The sequence below is a fragment of the Verrucomicrobium sp. genome (assembly GCA_028283855.1).
GTDB lineage: Bacteria > Verrucomicrobiota > Verrucomicrobiia > Methylacidiphilales > GAS474 > GAS474.
Map to the genome: position 1 here is coordinate 1,305,585 of JAPWJX010000003.1, position 13,028 is coordinate 1,318,612.

Here is a 13,028-nt window from a genome sequence, read left to right on the forward strand (position 1 = left end):
CATGACGCGCTACGTCTTCCGCCGCCTGCTTGAGATCGTGCCGGTCCTCTTCATCGTCGCCACGCTCACCTTCTTCCTCATCCACTTCGTGCCCGGCGGGCCGTTCTCCGCCGCGCAGAACCGGACCATCCCGAAGGAGGTCCTGGCCCACATCGAGCACCACTACGCCCTGGACCAGCCGGTCTGGAAGCAATACCTCCTCTACCTGGGCCACTTCCTGAAAGGGGACCTGGGCCCTTCCTACAAATACCCCACGCGCACGGTCAACGAGCTGATCGCCCAGGCCTTTCCCGTCTCCGCCGAGCTGGGATTGTGGGGCCTGGCGCTGGCCATCTTCCTGGGGCTCCCCATCGGCCTCCTTTCCGCGCTGCGGCCGAGCACCCGCTACGACTACGTTCCCATGGGCCTGGCCCTGCTGGGGATGAGCATCCCGGCCTTCGTCGTCGGGCCGCTCCTCATCGTCCTCTTCGCCATCGGGCTGGGGTGGCTCGACGCGGCGGGGTGGTATTCCTGGAGCGACCGTGTCCTCCCCGTCCTCACCCTGGGCATCGGCGGCGCGGCGGGCCTGGCGCGGTTGACGCGCAACAGCATGATGGAGGTCCTCTCCCAGGACTTCATCCGCTCCGCGCGGGCGAAGGGGGCTTCCGAATGGGCCGTCGTCTTCCGCCACGCCCTGCCCAGCGGCATGACGCCCGTGCTGGCCGCCATGGGGCCGGTCCTGGCCGACGTCCTCACCGGCTCCTTCGCCGTCGAGATGATCTTCCAGATTCCCGGCCTGGGGCGGCTCTTCGTCAACGCCGCCTTCAACCGGGATTACACCATGGTGATGGGCTCGACCCTCTTCTACGCCCTCCTGCTTCTCCTCTTCAATTTGGTCTTCGACCTGGTGCTCGTCGCCCTCAACCCCCGCCTGAAAAATGAGCAGCGGTAGTCACCTGACCCCCTGGCAGCTCTTCCGCGTCCGCTTCCGGGCGAACCGGCTGGCGGTCGCCTCCCTCTGGTTCCTGGCGGCGATGCTCCTGCTGGTCGTCGTCGGCCCGTGGCTCTCCCCCTACACCTACGCGGTGAACGACCTGAAGCTCGGCGCGCACGGCCCCACCGTTCATCACTGGCTGGGGACCGACATGTTGGGGCGCGACCTGCTCGTGCGGCTCCTCTACGGCGGGCGGATTTCCTTCGCCGTGGCGGCCTTGGCGGCCTCCGTGGCGCTGGTGATCGGCGTCGCCTACGGCGCGGTGGCAGGGTATTACGGCCGGTGGATCGACTCCGGCATGATGCGCGTGGTCGACATCCTCTCCATCCTGCCCTTCACCGTCTTCCTGATCCTGCTGCGGAGCTTCTTTGGGCGGGACTTCATCCTCCTCTTCGTCGCCATCGGCGGCGTCTCCTGGCTGACCATGGCGCGCATCGTCCGCGGGCAGGTGCAGGCGCTGCGGAACCAGGAATTCGTGGCGGCGGCGCGGAGCCTGGGGGCTTCTCCCTGGCGGATCGTCTCCCGCCATCTGATCCCCAACACGCTGGGGCCGGTCATCGCCTACACGGCGCTGATGATCCCGTCGGTCATGATGGCGGAGGCGTTCTTAAGCTTTATCGGCCTGGGCGTGCAGCCGCCGATGAGTTCCTGGGGATCGCTGATCAACGCGGGCATCCACGGCATGGAGGAATACCCGTGGCTGATCGTCTTCCCCTGCGTGGCCTTCGCGGGGACGCTTCTGGCCTTCAACTTCCTGGGCGACGGCCTGCGGGACGCCCTTGATCCCCGCTCGTCCGGACGTTAGCGGACCGGGGCCTTGGAGTCGGGAGAGCCGGTGCGGCAAGGGGTGCCGCTGCGTTTGGCCTCTTCCAGGCCTTTCCCGGTGAGCTTGGGCGGGAAGTAAACGGGCTCGCCCGCGCAGGCGCGTTGCGCGTCAAACCGGGCGATGGCTTTTTCTCCCTGCCAGACGGCGGCGGCAAGGGCGGCGGATCCGGCGGTCACGGCGGTCCAAAGAAGGAGGTCGGTCTTTTTCATGGATGGGGTGGGATGCGGGATTAACGTTGCGGGGCCGCGCCTTCCGGCGCGCGCCCGATGGTGACGGCGCCGCTGCGCTGGAGGGCCTTGAAGTCGTCCTTGCCCAGGGCCACGGTGCAGGTTTCCCCCTTGCTAAAGGAATGGCAGTTTAGAGCCAAGGGCTTCCCGGCGCTTTCGACGTGGAGCACGGGCTGCGTCCTGGCATCCCGGGCATCCAGGTAGGCGGCTCCCTTCGCCAAGCCGCCCAGCGTGGAGGCGCCGAGCGCGGTCACGGCCAGCAGGAGGGCGGGCATGCCGACGGCGGGATGGCGGTTGACTGCGTATTCGTCTAGGCACTGGCCGATGCTCCAGCCCTTTTCATGGCGCTGGGCGGAGAGGAAGCGGAAGGTTTCGGCTTGGTTCTTAAGGAAGCTCATAGGGATTGCGGGTGGGGGTGAGGCCTTGTTTTTCCAGGTAGGCCCGCGCGTCGGCCTGGGCGCGCGCGGCTCCTTGCAGATCTTCCCGCTCCAGTTCGAAGGAGCAGGTCCAGCCTTTCCGGGCCGGGGAGCAGGCGGCTTCGACCGGCATGTAGTATTCGATCTCCAGCGGGAAAGCGGGCTTGGCCAGGTCTTCCTTCACGAAAGGGGCGTATTCCCCGGTGTCGGCCACGTTGCGCCGGGAAACCGGGGCCGTGCAATGCTCCACGGTGCTGAGAGGAGCGGGATCGGGCGCGCAGGTGGCGGTCAGGGGAATGCGCGGGGCCGTGGTGGTCAGGTCGATTTTCCCGCCCCGGTCGGCGGCGTGCTCGCGGGCCAGGGTGGCGGCATCCTTCGGCGGCGGATCGGGGAGGCGTTGGAAGGTCGGTTCGGGCGCGGAGGACTTATGGAGCTCCGCGTCGATTCCCGGCAGGAGATGTTGCCGGGCGGCGACGAGGCCGCCGACGCCGGAGGCCAGGGCGATGCCGAGAAGAAGGGCGGGCGGTTTCCGCATGGCCTTCTCCTTGGCTCAAAGACGGCACGCGCTCAGGATTTCCAGGCTGTGCAGACGGGATTCGGTCTTGCGGGCGTGGGCGGAGCGCTGCGCCTCGGTCATGCTGCCGGCTTCCAGCTTGGCCTTCGGGGTTTCCTTCGCGGAATCACGGGCCGTGCGAGCCACATTTGCCAGCGCCGACATGTAATCGAGGTAAGTTTCCATGCCCTATAATTCGGCTATCCGAGGGGGAAATGCCCCGGAAATCAGCTTTCCAGGGCGGCCCCGCGCTCCCGGTACCAGGCCACGAAGCGGTCGATGCCGGAGGAAAGGGGGGTGTTGGGGGAGAAGCCGGTGGCCTTTTCCAGGGCCTCGACGTCGGCGGCGGTGGCGGGGACGTCGCCCGGCTGCATGGGGAGGAAGCGGAGCTGGGCCGCTTTGCCGGTGGCCCGCTCGATCTCCGCGATGAAGGCGCGCAGGGCCACGGGGCTGTGGTTGCCGATGTTGTAGAGGCGGAAGGGGGCGCTGCTGGTGGCCGGATCGGGCCGGGCGGCGTCCCAGGCGGGATCGGGCGCGGCGGGCCGTTCCAGGGAGCGGCAGACGCCCTCCACGACGTCGTCGATGTAGGTGAAGTCCCGCTCCATCTTTCCCTCGTTGTAGACCTCGATCGGTTCCCCCCGCAGGATGGAGCGGGTGAACTTGTAGTAGGCCATGTCCGGCCGTCCCCAGGGGCCGTAGACGGTGAAGAAGCGCAGCCCCGTGGTGGGGATGCGGTAGAGGTGGGAATAGGTGTGGGCCATCAGCTCGTTGGCCTTCTTCGTGGCGGCGTAAAGGGAAACGGGGTGGTCGACGGTTTCGCCGACGCGGAAGGGGAGGGTGCGGTTGAGGCCGTAGACGGAGCTGGAACTGGCGTAGACGAGGTGCCGGGCCTCCGTGCGGCGGGCGCCCTCCAGGACGGTGAGGAAGCCCTCGATGTTGCTCTGGGTATAGGCGTGGGGGTTTTCCAGGCTGTAGCGGACCCCGGCTTGCGCCGCCATGTGGGCGATGTGGGTGAACTTCTCCTTCGCGAAGAGGGCCGCCGTGGGCTCCTTCTCCGAAAGGTCGAGCTTTTGGAAGCGGAAGTTCTTGGGGAAGGGAAACTCGGCCAGCCGGGCCTCTTTCAGGCGCGGGTTGTAGTAATCGTTCAGGTTGTCGACGCCGACGACCTCATGCCCGGCCTGCGCCAGCTTGAGGGCGACGTGCGCGCCGACGAATCCCGCGGCGCCAGTGACGAGAGCCTTCATGGGCTGACCATCGAAGCGCAGGGCCGCCCCGGGGTCAAAGGCAAATGCGGTTAGCGTTGCGGGAGGGAGTAGACCTGGGCGAACTGGCGGTCGATCCGGCTTCCGGCGTCGGCCCGGACGGCCTGGGCGAAGGCTTCCTTGGAAAACTTACCGCCCGCGCCGCAGTCCCGGCCTCCGTCGGCCAGGGGCGCGCAGCGCACGGTGACGTCGCCCTTGGGCGTGGAAACGGTGAGGGTCCCGGAGGCTAGCTGGGCCTGAGCGGCCTGATCCTTGACGGGGGCCAGGGCTTTGTCCAGAGCGGCGTCATGGCGCGTCCGTGCCCGGTTCTCCATTCCGGCAGTGATTCCTCCGGCGATGGAGACGCCGACCAGGAGGCCCGCGATGGCGTCGTTGAGGATGGTCCACTTGGTGCGGGTGGGTTCGGGGACGGGTTGGGTGCTCATGGTTGTTGTCAATTCGGCTATTTAGCGGGGGAATTTCCGCTCGATCTCCGCCAGGAGGCCGGCGGGGAGCCTGCACTCCTCCGGCCAGCCCCGGGTGTAGCCCTCGCCGGGGAGCTTCCGCGTGGCGTCGAAGCCGACGTGGGAGCCGATGTTCGCCACGGTGGGGGCGTGGTCCAGGGCGTCGCACGGCCCCTTGGTGAAGAGGCTGTCCCGCTGCGGGTCGATGTTGGCGCAGAGGTGGAAGAGGACGTCGCTGGTGTCGTGGACGTTCACGTCCTCGTCGACCACCACGATGATCTTGGCGAACATCATCTGCCCCATTCCCCAGAGGGCGTGCATGATCTTGTAGGCCTGGTAGGGGTACTGCTTCTTGATGCTGACGAAGACGAGGTTGTGGAAGACCCCCTCCGCCGGGAGCGCCATGTCGACGATCTCCGGGAAGTTCATCTTGAAGACCGGCAGGAAGACGCGGACGCTGGCCGTCCCCAGGTAGAAGTCTTCCATGGGCGGCTTTCCGACGATCGTGGCGGGGTAAACGGCGTCCTTCCGGTGGGTGATGCAGGTGACGTGGAAGGCGGGGTAATTGTCCACCGGGGTGTAGAAGCCGGTGTGGTCGCCAAAGGGGCCCTCCGGCCGGAGGGGCTCGGCGGGGTCGACGTAGCCCTCGATGACGAAGTCGGAATCGGCGGGAACTTCCAGGTCGCTCGTCTCGCACTTCACCAGGTCGATCGACTTGCCGCGCAGGAACCCGGCCAGGAGCAGCTCGTCGAAGCCGTCTGGCATCGGCGCGGTGGCGGCGAAGGTCAGGGCCGGATCGGCCCCCAGGCAGACGGCCACGGGCATGCGCGTGCCCGTCTCGTAATAGCGTTTCCCGTGGCGTGCGCCGACCTTGTGGACCTGCCAGTGCATCCCGGTCGTCCAGGGGGAGAAGACCTGCATCCGGTACATGCCGATGTTCCGCTCCCCGCTGTCGGGGTCGCGGGTGTGGACGTTCGGCAGGGTGACGAAGGGGCCGCCGTCTTCCGGCCAGCAGGTGAGGACGGGCAGGGCGTCCAGGCCGATGCCGCCGTCCTCCGCGCGCAGGATGACGTCCTTGCACGGGCCGCTCTTCACGCGGGTCGGCTTGGCGTGGAGGAGGACGTCGAGGCCCGCGCGGAAAAGCTCCCACCCTTCCGAAAGGGAGCGGGGCGGCTTGGCCTTGAGGAGGTAGGCGATCTTGCCCGCCACCTCGTCCACGGAGGGGGAGCTAAGGGCCAGGGCCATCCGCTTCTCCGAGCCGTAGGCGTTGATGAGGACGGGGAAGCGGGAGGCCATCCGGTTCGGCAGGACCGGCTTCTCGATGAGCAGGGCCTTGCCGCCGCCGGGGGATTTCATCTCCCGGTCGGCCAGGGCGGTGATTTCCAGCTCCGTGCGGACGGGTTCCGTGATGCGGCGCAGCTCGCCGGCGGCGTCGAGTTTCGCGATGAAGTCGCGGGTTGAGGAATAAGCCATTTAGATTTTTTCCACGCCGACGTGCAGGCCGCATTCCCGCTTGAGCCCGCCGAAGCGGGTCTCCTCCTCGGTCATGCCCTCCGTCAGCTTCCGGGTGCTGTGCGTGTCCCCGATGGAGACGTAGCCCTGCTCCCAAAGGGGGTGGTAGGGAAGTTGATGTTTGGAGAGATAGGCGCCGACGTCCCGGTCGGTCCAGTCCAGGATGGGATGAACCTTCAGCCGCCCGTCCTGCACGCCCAGGAAGCCCAGCTCCCGGCGCGTCGAGGCCTGCTGCCGCCGCAGCCCGGCGATCCAGCCCCACGCGCCCAGCTCCTCCAGCGCGCGGCGCATCGGCTCCACCTTCACGATCTCGTTGTAGCGGGTGATCCCCTCCACGCCCTGCTCCCAGAGCTTGCCGTGGCGGGCCTCCAGCTCGGCGGGGGAGGGGAGCGCGCGGTAGGTTTTCAAATTCAGCTTCAGGCGGCCCGTCAGCTCCTCCACGAAGCGGAGCGTTTCCGGGAAATGGTAGCCCGTGTCGAGGAAGACGACCGGGATCTCCGGCCAGACCTGCGCCGCCATGTGGAGGCAGACCGCCGCCTGCGCGCCGAAGCTGGAGGAAAGGACGATCCGCCGCTGGAGCGTCTCCACCGCCCAGGCGGTCCGCGCCTCCGCCGTCATCCCGGCCAGGCGCTCCTGCGCGGCGGGAAGATCGAGGTTCAAGGGTGAAAAGAGAGGCACGCTCAAAGTCTACTTAGCCGATAGGCTATTAAAAATTCCAGGTTGCCAGGCAGGCGGGCTCCGTCATTGTAGCTCTGTGAGCCATCTCGACAAACTCGAGGCCCAAAGCATCTTCATCTTCCGGGAGGCCTACCATGCCTTCCGCAAGATTGCCATGCCCTGGTCGATGGGCAAGGACTCAAACGTCCTTATCTGGCTGGCGAAAAAGGCCTTCGGCGGCCACATCCCTTTTCCGCTCCTCCACGTCGACACGACCTACGAGTTCCCGGAGATGATCGCCTTCCGGGATTGGGCGGCGAAGGAGTACGGCCTCGACCTCATCGTAAAGATCAACGAGGAGGCCCGCGCCCGGGGCGTTGGCTACGAGACGCACGACCCCATCACCGTCACCCACGAGCTGAAGACCGTGGCCCTTCAGCAGGCCATGGCGGAGCACCAATGGGACGGCCTCATCACCGGCATCCGCCGGGACGAGGACTCGACCCGGGCGAAGGAACGCTACTTCTCCCCCCGCAACGCCGACTTCGAGTGGGATTACAAGGACCAGCCGCCCGAGTTCTGGAACCAATTCACCACCCGCATCCAGCCGGGGGAGCACGTCCGCATCCAGCCGCTCTTGGACTGGGCGGAGATCGACATCTGGCGCTACATCGAGCGGGAGTCGATCCCCGTGCCGCGGATGTACTTCTCCCGGGAGGGGAAGCGCTACCGCTCCCTGGGCTGCTGGCCCATCACCCACCCCGTCCCCAGCCACGCCGCCACCGTGGCGGAGATCATCGAGGAACTGCGGACGACGAAGACCTCCGAGCGCGCCGGCCGCGCCCAGGACCACCACGAGCGGAACGCCATGCAGAAGCTGCGGGCGAAAGGGTTCATGTGAGCGGCGCGAACGGAAACGGCGCAAGCGGCCTTTTGGCCGACGTCGACGCGCAGCGGCTGAAGATCGTCATCGTCGGCCACGTCGACCACGGCAAGTCGACCCTCATCGGGCGGCTCTTCTTCGACACCCATTCCCTGCCGGACGGGAAGGTGGAGGCGATCCGCAAGGCCTGCGAGGCGGAGGGGATGGACTTCGAATACGCCTTCCTCCTGGACGCCCTCCTGGAAGAGCAGGAGCAGAACATCACCATCGACACGACGCAGATCCAGTTCCGCACCCAGCGGCGGCCCTACGTCATCATCGACGCGCCCGGGCACAAGGAGTTCCTGAAGAACATGATCACCGGCGCGGCCAGCGCCGACGCGGCGATCCTCCTCATCGACGCGAAGGAAGGCGTGCAGGAGCAGTCCCGCCGCCACGGCTTCCTCCTTTCCCTCCTGGGCGTGCGGCAGGTCATCGTGGCCGTGAACAAGATGGACTTGGTCGGCTTCAGCCAGGAACGCTTCGAGGCGCTGGAACGGGAATACCGGGAATTCCTGGGGAAGCTGGACGTCGTTCCCGCCCATTTCATTCCCGTCTCCGCCAAGCACGGCCACCACATCACCGGCCCCAGCGCCGAGATGCCGTGGTACCGGGGCCCCGCCGTCCTCCAGGCCCTCGACGCCTTCGCCCTGCCCGCCTCCCGCGCCGACCAGCCGCTGCGCGTCACCGTGCAGGACGTCTACCGCTTCGACGCGCGGCGGATCATCGCGGGCCGCGTCGAGTCCGGCTCCCTCTCCGTGGGGGACGAGGTCGTCTTCTGGCCGGACCGGAAGCGGAGCCGCGTCAAGTCCCTGGAACTGTGGGGCAGCCCCGGCGCGGAGCGCTCCGTCGCGGGGCAGTCGACCGCCTTCACCTTGGAAGAGCAGATTTTCGTGGAGCGGGGGCAGATCGCCAGCCATCCGCAGGAAGGCCCCATCGAGGGGCAGACCTTCTCCGCCCGCCTTTTCTGGCTGCATGAGGCGCCGCTTCGCGCGGGCGCCTCCTACCCGCTGCGCCTCGGCACGCAGGAGGCGGAGGCCCGCATTGTGCGGATCGAGCGGGTCGTCGACTCCGGCACGCTGGAAGTCTCCCCGGGCGAGGCCGCCCAGGTGCGGAAGAACGAGGTGGCGGAGGTCACCTTCCGCACCCGCCGCCCCATCGCCTTCGACAACGTCGACCGGATCACGGAAACCGGCCGCTTCGTCCTCCTGCAGGGGGACCGGATCGGCGGCGGCGGGATCATCCACGGGGGCGAATACGCCGCCCTGGACCGGGACGGCGTCCGCGCCGACAACCTGGGCTGGACGGAAGGGGAGGTGACGCCGGAGGCGCGCCGCCTCCACTTCGGCCATCGGGGCGCGGTCCTGTGGCTGACCGGCCTTTCCGGCTCGGGCAAGTCGACCCTGGCCTCCCGGCTGGAGCGGGCCCTTTTCCGGGAAGGGATCGGCGCCTTCGTCCTGGACGGGGACAACCTGCGGCACGGCCTGGCCTCCGACCTTGGCTTTTCGGAGGAGGACCGCGCGGAGAACATCCGCCGCGCCGGGGAGGTGGCCAAGCTGATGGCGGAGGCGGGCCTCGTCGTCGTTGTCTCCCTCATCTCCCCTTTCCGCACGGAGCGGCAGAAAGTCCGCCACCTCTGCCACGAGGCGGGCATCCCCTTCGCGGAGGTCTACGTGAACGCCCCGCTGGAAGCCTGCGAGGCCCGCGACCCGAAGGGGCTCTACAAGAAGGCCCGCGCCGGCCAGATCCCGAATTTCACCGGCATCGACTCCCCCTACGAGCCGCCCGCCGAGCCGGAGCTGGAATTGAAGACGGCGGAGCTTTCGCCGGAGGACGCCCTCCGCGCGCTCCTGGACAAGGCGCGCGCCCTGACCCGCGCCGAGGGGGGGCTGGTCCTCCCGGGCGGCGGGATTTAGTTCCTTAACCCTCGATCGTGTTGATCTCGACGGGCTCCACCTGGACGCCCTCGCTCTCCAGCCACTTCACGGCGGCCTGAATGACGGGGCGCTCCCCCTCGATCTCCAGGGCGATGATCCCGACGTCCTTCGTGACGCTGGAATTGCGGATGCTGAAGATGACGTCGAATTTCCGGCCCATCAGGCAGATGAGCGGCTTCTCCACGAGGACGCCGGTGAAGGTGAGCCAAAAACGCTGTTTTTCCTGGGCCATAATCAACCTCCGGCGATGGCGGGGACGATGCTGATCTCGTCGCCGGGTTTCACGGCCGTCGCCTTTTCCTGGAGGAAGCGGATGTCCTCCCCGTTGACGTAGATGTTCACGAAGCGGCGGACGTTCCCCTCCGCGTCGAGCAGGCGCTCGCCGATGCCGGGGAACTGGCTCTCCAGGCTGGAGAGGAGGTCGCCGATCGTGTCGCCTTCGGCGTCGACGGTCTCGCGGTTCTGGGTGAGGTTGCGGAGCGGGGTCGGGATGGTGACGGGTATGGACATAAAATTCTGAGGTTAAGCGGCGGCGGGAACGGCCTCGCCGGTGAGGAGGGCGTCGAACTCCCGCAGGGAGGGCTGGATGACGCGGGGGGCGCCGATGTGCTGGGCCACGGCCTCGGCGGTCTTGAGGCCATGGCCCGTGATACAGAGCACGGCGGCCTCGTCCCGGGGGATCTTGCCCGTGGCGATGAGTTTCTTTGCGCAGGCGACGGTGACGCCGCCCGCCGTCTCGGCGAAGATGCCCTCCGTCTCCGCCAGCAGCTTGATGGCGTCGATGATTTCCGGGTCGCTGGCGTCTTCCGCCGCGCCGCCGGTCTGCCGCATGGCGTGGACGGCGTAGTAGCCGTCGGCCGGGGTGCCGATGGCCAGGGACTTGGCGATGGTGTCCGGTTTCGGCACGGGCTTGATGAGGTCGGTCCCGCCCTTGAAGGCGGCGGCGATGGGGCTGCACCCGGTGGCCTGCGCGCCGTAAACGGAGAAGGGCGCCTCGTCCACCAGGCCGACTTTCACGGCTTCCTGGTAGGCCTTGGTGATCTTGGTCAACAGGGAGCCGGAGGCCATGGGGGCCACGGTGTGGCGCGGGATCTTCCAGCCGAGCTGCTCGAGGATCTCGAAGCCCATGGTCTTAGACCCCTCCGCGTAGTAGGGGCGCAGGTTCACGTTGACGAAGCCCCAGCCGTACTTGCCCGCGATCTCGGAGCAAAGGCGGTTCACCTGGTCGTAAGGGCCGCGGATGCCGATGACCTCCGTGCCGTAGACGAGGCTGTTGAGGACCTTGCTCTGCTCCAGGTCGGCGGGGATCAGGACGTAGCTCTTCAGCCCCGCGCTGGCCGCGTTGGCGGCCACGCTGTTGGCCAGGTTCCCGGTGGAGGCGCAGGCGACGACCTCGAAGCCGAGTTCCCGCGCGCGGGAAAGGGCCACGGCGACGACGCGGTCCTTGAAGGAAAGGGTGGGGTAGTTGACGCTGTCGTTCTTGATGTAGAGCTCGCGGATGCCCAGGGCCTTGGCCAGGCGGTCGGCCTTCACCAGGGGGGTGAAGCCGACCTGGAGGCCCACCGTCGGGTCGCCGTCGATGGGCAAAAGCTCCCGATACCGCCACATGCCCGCCGGGCGGGAGGCCACGGCCTTGCGGCTGATATGCTGCTTGATGGCGTCGTAGTCGTAATCGGCCTCCAGGGGGCCGAAGTCGAACTCGCACACGTGGATCGCCTTCTTCGGATAGAGGCGGCCGCACTCGCGGCATTTCAAGTTGCTGAAGAATTCCATAATCTCTCGTTTTCTCGGCCCTGGATCGAGAGACGGAGAGGGGAGGAGGCTGCCGGAGACCGGGCTGCCCGCCTCTCTCATCCTTCCCGGACGCCCGAAATGGGGGCCGGAGCTGGGTTTGGCACCTGGCGGAAAGGCGTCGCCGCCTTCCCGGTTGCCGCAGCATCGTCGGGCCAGTCCCTCCGCTGCTCTCGATAAGAGTCGGCCCATAGATTGAAGGGCGGGAAGCCGATGTCAATCATGCTTTGGACTGGACGGGGGGGCCGGGCCTTGCCACTCTGATGGGAAGTCCCATCCGACATGGCATTTATCAGCGTGGAGGAGGCCAAAGCGGGCCTCGTGCTAGAAGACAGCGTGAAAAACAGCCATGGCCAGCTGTTGGTCGCCGCCGGCACCACGCTGACCGAGCGACACCTGACCCTTTTGCGGTCCTGGGGCGTCACCCAGGTTCCCGTCTCCGCCAGCGGCGCCGCCGCCAAGGAGCTGGCCGACAGCCAGCAGCTCAGCCAGGAGAACCTGGCCAAGGCGGAGACCTCCCTGCTGGAAATCTTCTCCCTGGCCCAGGCGGACGATCCGGTCATGCAGGAAATCTACCGCCAGTGCGTCGCGCGCAAGGCGAAGCTAGCCCCTTCCTCATGAGCCAGCCCGTTTCACCCAGCTCGAGTTCGATCGAGGCGCCCGCCCGCGGCGGCACCATCGACCTCATCGACAACCTGGACGAGATGCCGTCCCTGCCGATGAGCTACCTGGAGATCAAGCGGGAGGTGAACAACCCCGCCTCCTCCCTCTCCCGCATCGGCGAGGTCATCAGCAAGGACCAGAGCCTCACCCTGCGCCTCCTGCGCCTGGCCAACAGCGCCTTCTTCGGCTTTCCCCGCCGCATTGACACCATCAGCGAGGCGATCTCCGTCATCGGCCTTCAGCAGGTGCGGGATTTGGCGCTTTGCACCAAGGTCATCGAGATGTTCCGCGGCATCCCGGCCGACCTCCTGGAGACCACCCCCTTCTGGATGCACAGCGTCGGCTGCGGCATCGCCGCCCGCGTCCTGGCCGCCCATCAGCGGGAGACGAACCTGGAGCGCTTCTTCGTTGCCGGCCTCCTGCACGACGTGGGCCGCCTGGTCCTCTGCCTCCGCCAGCCGGAGGCGATGCGGAACATCCTTCAGCGCGCCCGCCAGCAAAAGGAGCCCCTGCACAAGGTGGAGCGGGAGTTCATGGGCTACGACCACACCGACGTGGGCGCCGCCCTCCTGAAGGCGTGGGACCTCCCCGCCCCGCTGGTCAACGCCGTCTCCTACCACCACCGCCCCCTCATCAACACCGCCTCCCCGAACGACGCGGCCATCATCCACCTGGCCGACATCTTCGCCCACGGCATGGAGCTGGGCAAAAGCGGCGAGCACTATGTCCCGCCGCTGGCCTCCGGGGCCTGGAAGCGGGAGCCCACCGTCTTCAACAGCGCGATGAAGGAGATCGACCGCCAGTTCGCCGAGGTGAGCGGCATCTTCCTTTCCCTGAAAAACTAAG

17 protein-coding genes and 1 riboswitch are annotated in these 13,028 nt (G+C 67.3%); of the genes, 6 read left to right on the top strand and 11 right to left on the bottom strand.

The genetic code is table 11. The annotated features are described in order from the left end of the window. Position 1 precedes the first annotated feature (1 nt). Both PW734_07680 and PW734_07685 read left to right on the top strand, forming a co-directional pair. Complete coding sequence (locus PW734_07680) at positions 2 to 931, top strand: ABC transporter permease (protein MDE1171070.1); 930 nt, start codon at positions 2 to 4, stop codon at positions 929 to 931. Next, a complete protein-coding gene (locus tag PW734_07685) occupies positions 918 to 1,778 on the top strand; it encodes an ABC transporter permease (protein MDE1171071.1) in 861 nt (286 codons plus the stop codon). The genes PW734_07680 and PW734_07685 overlap by 14 nt, the downstream gene beginning before the upstream one ends. Here PW734_07685 and PW734_07690 read toward each other — a convergent pair. The 8 genes from PW734_07690 to PW734_07725 are packed head-to-tail and all read right to left on the bottom strand — an operon-like array spanning position 1,775 to position 6,872. Continuing rightward, entirely contained in the window at positions 1,775 to 2,008 is a 234-nt protein-coding gene (locus PW734_07690; GenBank protein MDE1171072.1) for a hypothetical protein, read from the bottom strand. The genes PW734_07685 and PW734_07690 overlap by 4 nt on opposite strands. Before the next feature lie 20 nt (positions 2,009 to 2,028). Next, positions 2,029 to 2,424: a hypothetical protein gene (locus PW734_07695; GenBank protein ID MDE1171073.1), complete on the bottom strand. Its 396-nt coding sequence runs from the start codon at positions 2,422 to 2,424 to the stop codon at positions 2,029 to 2,031. Beyond that, positions 2,411 to 2,977, bottom strand: a complete 567-nt coding sequence (locus PW734_07700) for a hypothetical protein (GenBank protein MDE1171074.1) — start codon at positions 2,975 to 2,977, stop codon at positions 2,411 to 2,413. Before PW734_07700 ends, PW734_07695 begins: the two co-directional genes overlap by 14 nt. 15 nt (positions 2,978 to 2,992) lie before the next feature. Continuing rightward, positions 2,993 to 3,181, bottom strand: a complete 189-nt coding sequence (locus tag PW734_07705) for a hypothetical protein (GenBank protein MDE1171075.1) — start codon at positions 3,179 to 3,181, stop codon at positions 2,993 to 2,995. A gap of 41 nt (positions 3,182 to 3,222) precedes the next feature. Beyond that, complete coding sequence (locus PW734_07710) at positions 3,223 to 4,239, bottom strand: NAD-dependent epimerase (GenBank protein ID MDE1171076.1); 1,017 nt, start codon at positions 4,237 to 4,239, stop codon at positions 3,223 to 3,225. Positions 4,240 to 4,289: 50 nt separating this feature from the next. After that, positions 4,290 to 4,682, bottom strand: a complete 393-nt coding sequence (locus PW734_07715; GenBank protein MDE1171077.1) for a hypothetical protein — start codon at positions 4,680 to 4,682, stop codon at positions 4,290 to 4,292. 21 nt (positions 4,683 to 4,703) lie between these two features. Continuing rightward, positions 4,704 to 6,173, bottom strand: a complete 1,470-nt coding sequence (locus PW734_07720; GenBank protein ID MDE1171078.1) for a menaquinone biosynthesis decarboxylase — start codon at positions 6,171 to 6,173, stop codon at positions 4,704 to 4,706. Beyond that, on the bottom strand, positions 6,174 to 6,872 hold the full coding sequence (locus PW734_07725) for a phosphoadenylyl-sulfate reductase (protein MDE1171079.1): 699 nt from the start codon (positions 6,870 to 6,872) through the stop codon (positions 6,174 to 6,176). It lies immediately after the preceding gene. 94 nt (positions 6,873 to 6,966) lie between these two features. Here PW734_07725 and PW734_07730 point away from each other — a divergent pair, with 94 nt between their 5' ends. After that, positions 6,967 to 7,770 carry a sulfate adenylyltransferase subunit 2 gene (locus PW734_07730; GenBank protein ID MDE1171080.1) on the top strand — a complete coding sequence of 268 codons (804 nt, stop codon included), beginning with the start codon at positions 6,967 to 6,969 and terminating at the stop codon, positions 7,768 to 7,770. Then, on the top strand, positions 7,767 to 9,707 hold the full coding sequence (cysC, locus tag PW734_07735; GenBank protein ID MDE1171081.1) for an adenylyl-sulfate kinase: 1,941 nt from the start codon (positions 7,767 to 7,769) through the stop codon (positions 9,705 to 9,707). The genes PW734_07730 and cysC overlap by 4 nt, the downstream gene beginning before the upstream one ends. Positions 9,708 to 9,711: 4 nt before the next feature. Here cysC and PW734_07740 read toward each other — a convergent pair whose 3' ends face one another. Genes PW734_07740 through thrC form a run of 3 tightly spaced genes read right to left on the bottom strand, consistent with a single transcriptional unit; the run spans position 9,712 to position 11,501 of the window. Next, a complete protein-coding gene (locus PW734_07740; GenBank protein ID MDE1171082.1) occupies positions 9,712 to 9,960 on the bottom strand; it encodes an NIL domain-containing protein in 249 nt (82 codons plus the stop codon). Between the two features lie 2 nt (positions 9,961 to 9,962). Beyond that, positions 9,963 to 10,238: a MoaD/ThiS family protein gene (locus PW734_07745; GenBank protein ID MDE1171083.1), complete on the bottom strand. Its 276-nt coding sequence runs from the start codon at positions 10,236 to 10,238 to the stop codon at positions 9,963 to 9,965. Between the two features lie 12 nt (positions 10,239 to 10,250). After that, a complete protein-coding gene (gene thrC / locus PW734_07750) occupies positions 10,251 to 11,501 on the bottom strand; it encodes a threonine synthase (protein MDE1171084.1) in 1,251 nt (416 codons plus the stop codon). Between the two features lie 74 nt (positions 11,502 to 11,575). After that, positions 11,576 to 11,702: riboswitch (SAM riboswitch) on the bottom strand. Positions 11,703 to 11,801: 99 nt separating this feature from the next. Here thrC and PW734_07755 point away from each other — a divergent pair. Further along, entirely contained in the window at positions 11,802 to 12,140 is a 339-nt protein-coding gene (locus PW734_07755) for a hypothetical protein (GenBank protein MDE1171085.1), read from the top strand. Next, the gene (locus tag PW734_07760; GenBank protein MDE1171086.1) at positions 12,137 to 13,027 is read left to right on the top strand and encodes an HDOD domain-containing protein; all 891 of its coding nucleotides are present in this window, start codon (positions 12,137 to 12,139) and stop codon (positions 13,025 to 13,027) included. Before PW734_07755 ends, PW734_07760 begins: the two co-directional genes overlap by 4 nt. The last annotated feature ends 1 nt before the right edge of the window (position 13,028 follow it).

Coding starts and splice junctions, on each gene's coding strand:
- PW734_07715 (MDE1171077.1), bottom strand. CDS start 4,682: ATGAGCACCCAACCCGTCCCCGAACCCACCCGCACCAAGTGGACCATC.
- PW734_07700 (MDE1171074.1), bottom strand. CDS start 2,977: ATGCGGAAACCGCCCGCCCTTCTTCTCGGCATCGCCCTGGCCTCCGGC.
- PW734_07695 (MDE1171073.1), bottom strand. CDS start 2,424: ATGAGCTTCCTTAAGAACCAAGCCGAAACCTTCCGCTTCCTCTCCGCC.
- PW734_07710 (MDE1171076.1), bottom strand. CDS start 4,239: ATGAAGGCTCTCGTCACTGGCGCCGCGGGATTCGTCGGCGCGCACGTC.
- thrC (MDE1171084.1), bottom strand. CDS start 11,501: ATGGAATTCTTCAGCAACTTGAAATGCCGCGAGTGCGGCCGCCTCTAT.
- PW734_07755 (MDE1171085.1), top strand. CDS start 11,802: ATGGCATTTATCAGCGTGGAGGAGGCCAAAGCGGGCCTCGTGCTAGAA.
- PW734_07760 (MDE1171086.1), top strand. CDS start 12,137: ATGAGCCAGCCCGTTTCACCCAGCTCGAGTTCGATCGAGGCGCCCGCC.
- PW734_07740 (MDE1171082.1), bottom strand. CDS start 9,960: ATGGCCCAGGAAAAACAGCGTTTTTGGCTCACCTTCACCGGCGTCCTC.
- PW734_07745 (MDE1171083.1), bottom strand. CDS start 10,238: ATGTCCATACCCGTCACCATCCCGACCCCGCTCCGCAACCTCACCCAG.
- PW734_07685 (MDE1171071.1), top strand. CDS start 918: ATGAGCAGCGGTAGTCACCTGACCCCCTGGCAGCTCTTCCGCGTCCGC.
- PW734_07680 (MDE1171070.1), top strand. CDS start 2: ATGACGCGCTACGTCTTCCGCCGCCTGCTTGAGATCGTGCCGGTCCTC.
- PW734_07720 (MDE1171078.1), bottom strand. CDS start 6,173: ATGGCTTATTCCTCAACCCGCGACTTCATCGCGAAACTCGACGCCGCC.
- PW734_07690 (MDE1171072.1), bottom strand. CDS start 2,008: ATGAAAAAGACCGACCTCCTTCTTTGGACCGCCGTGACCGCCGGATCC.
- PW734_07705 (MDE1171075.1), bottom strand. CDS start 3,181: ATGGAAACTTACCTCGATTACATGTCGGCGCTGGCAAATGTGGCTCGC.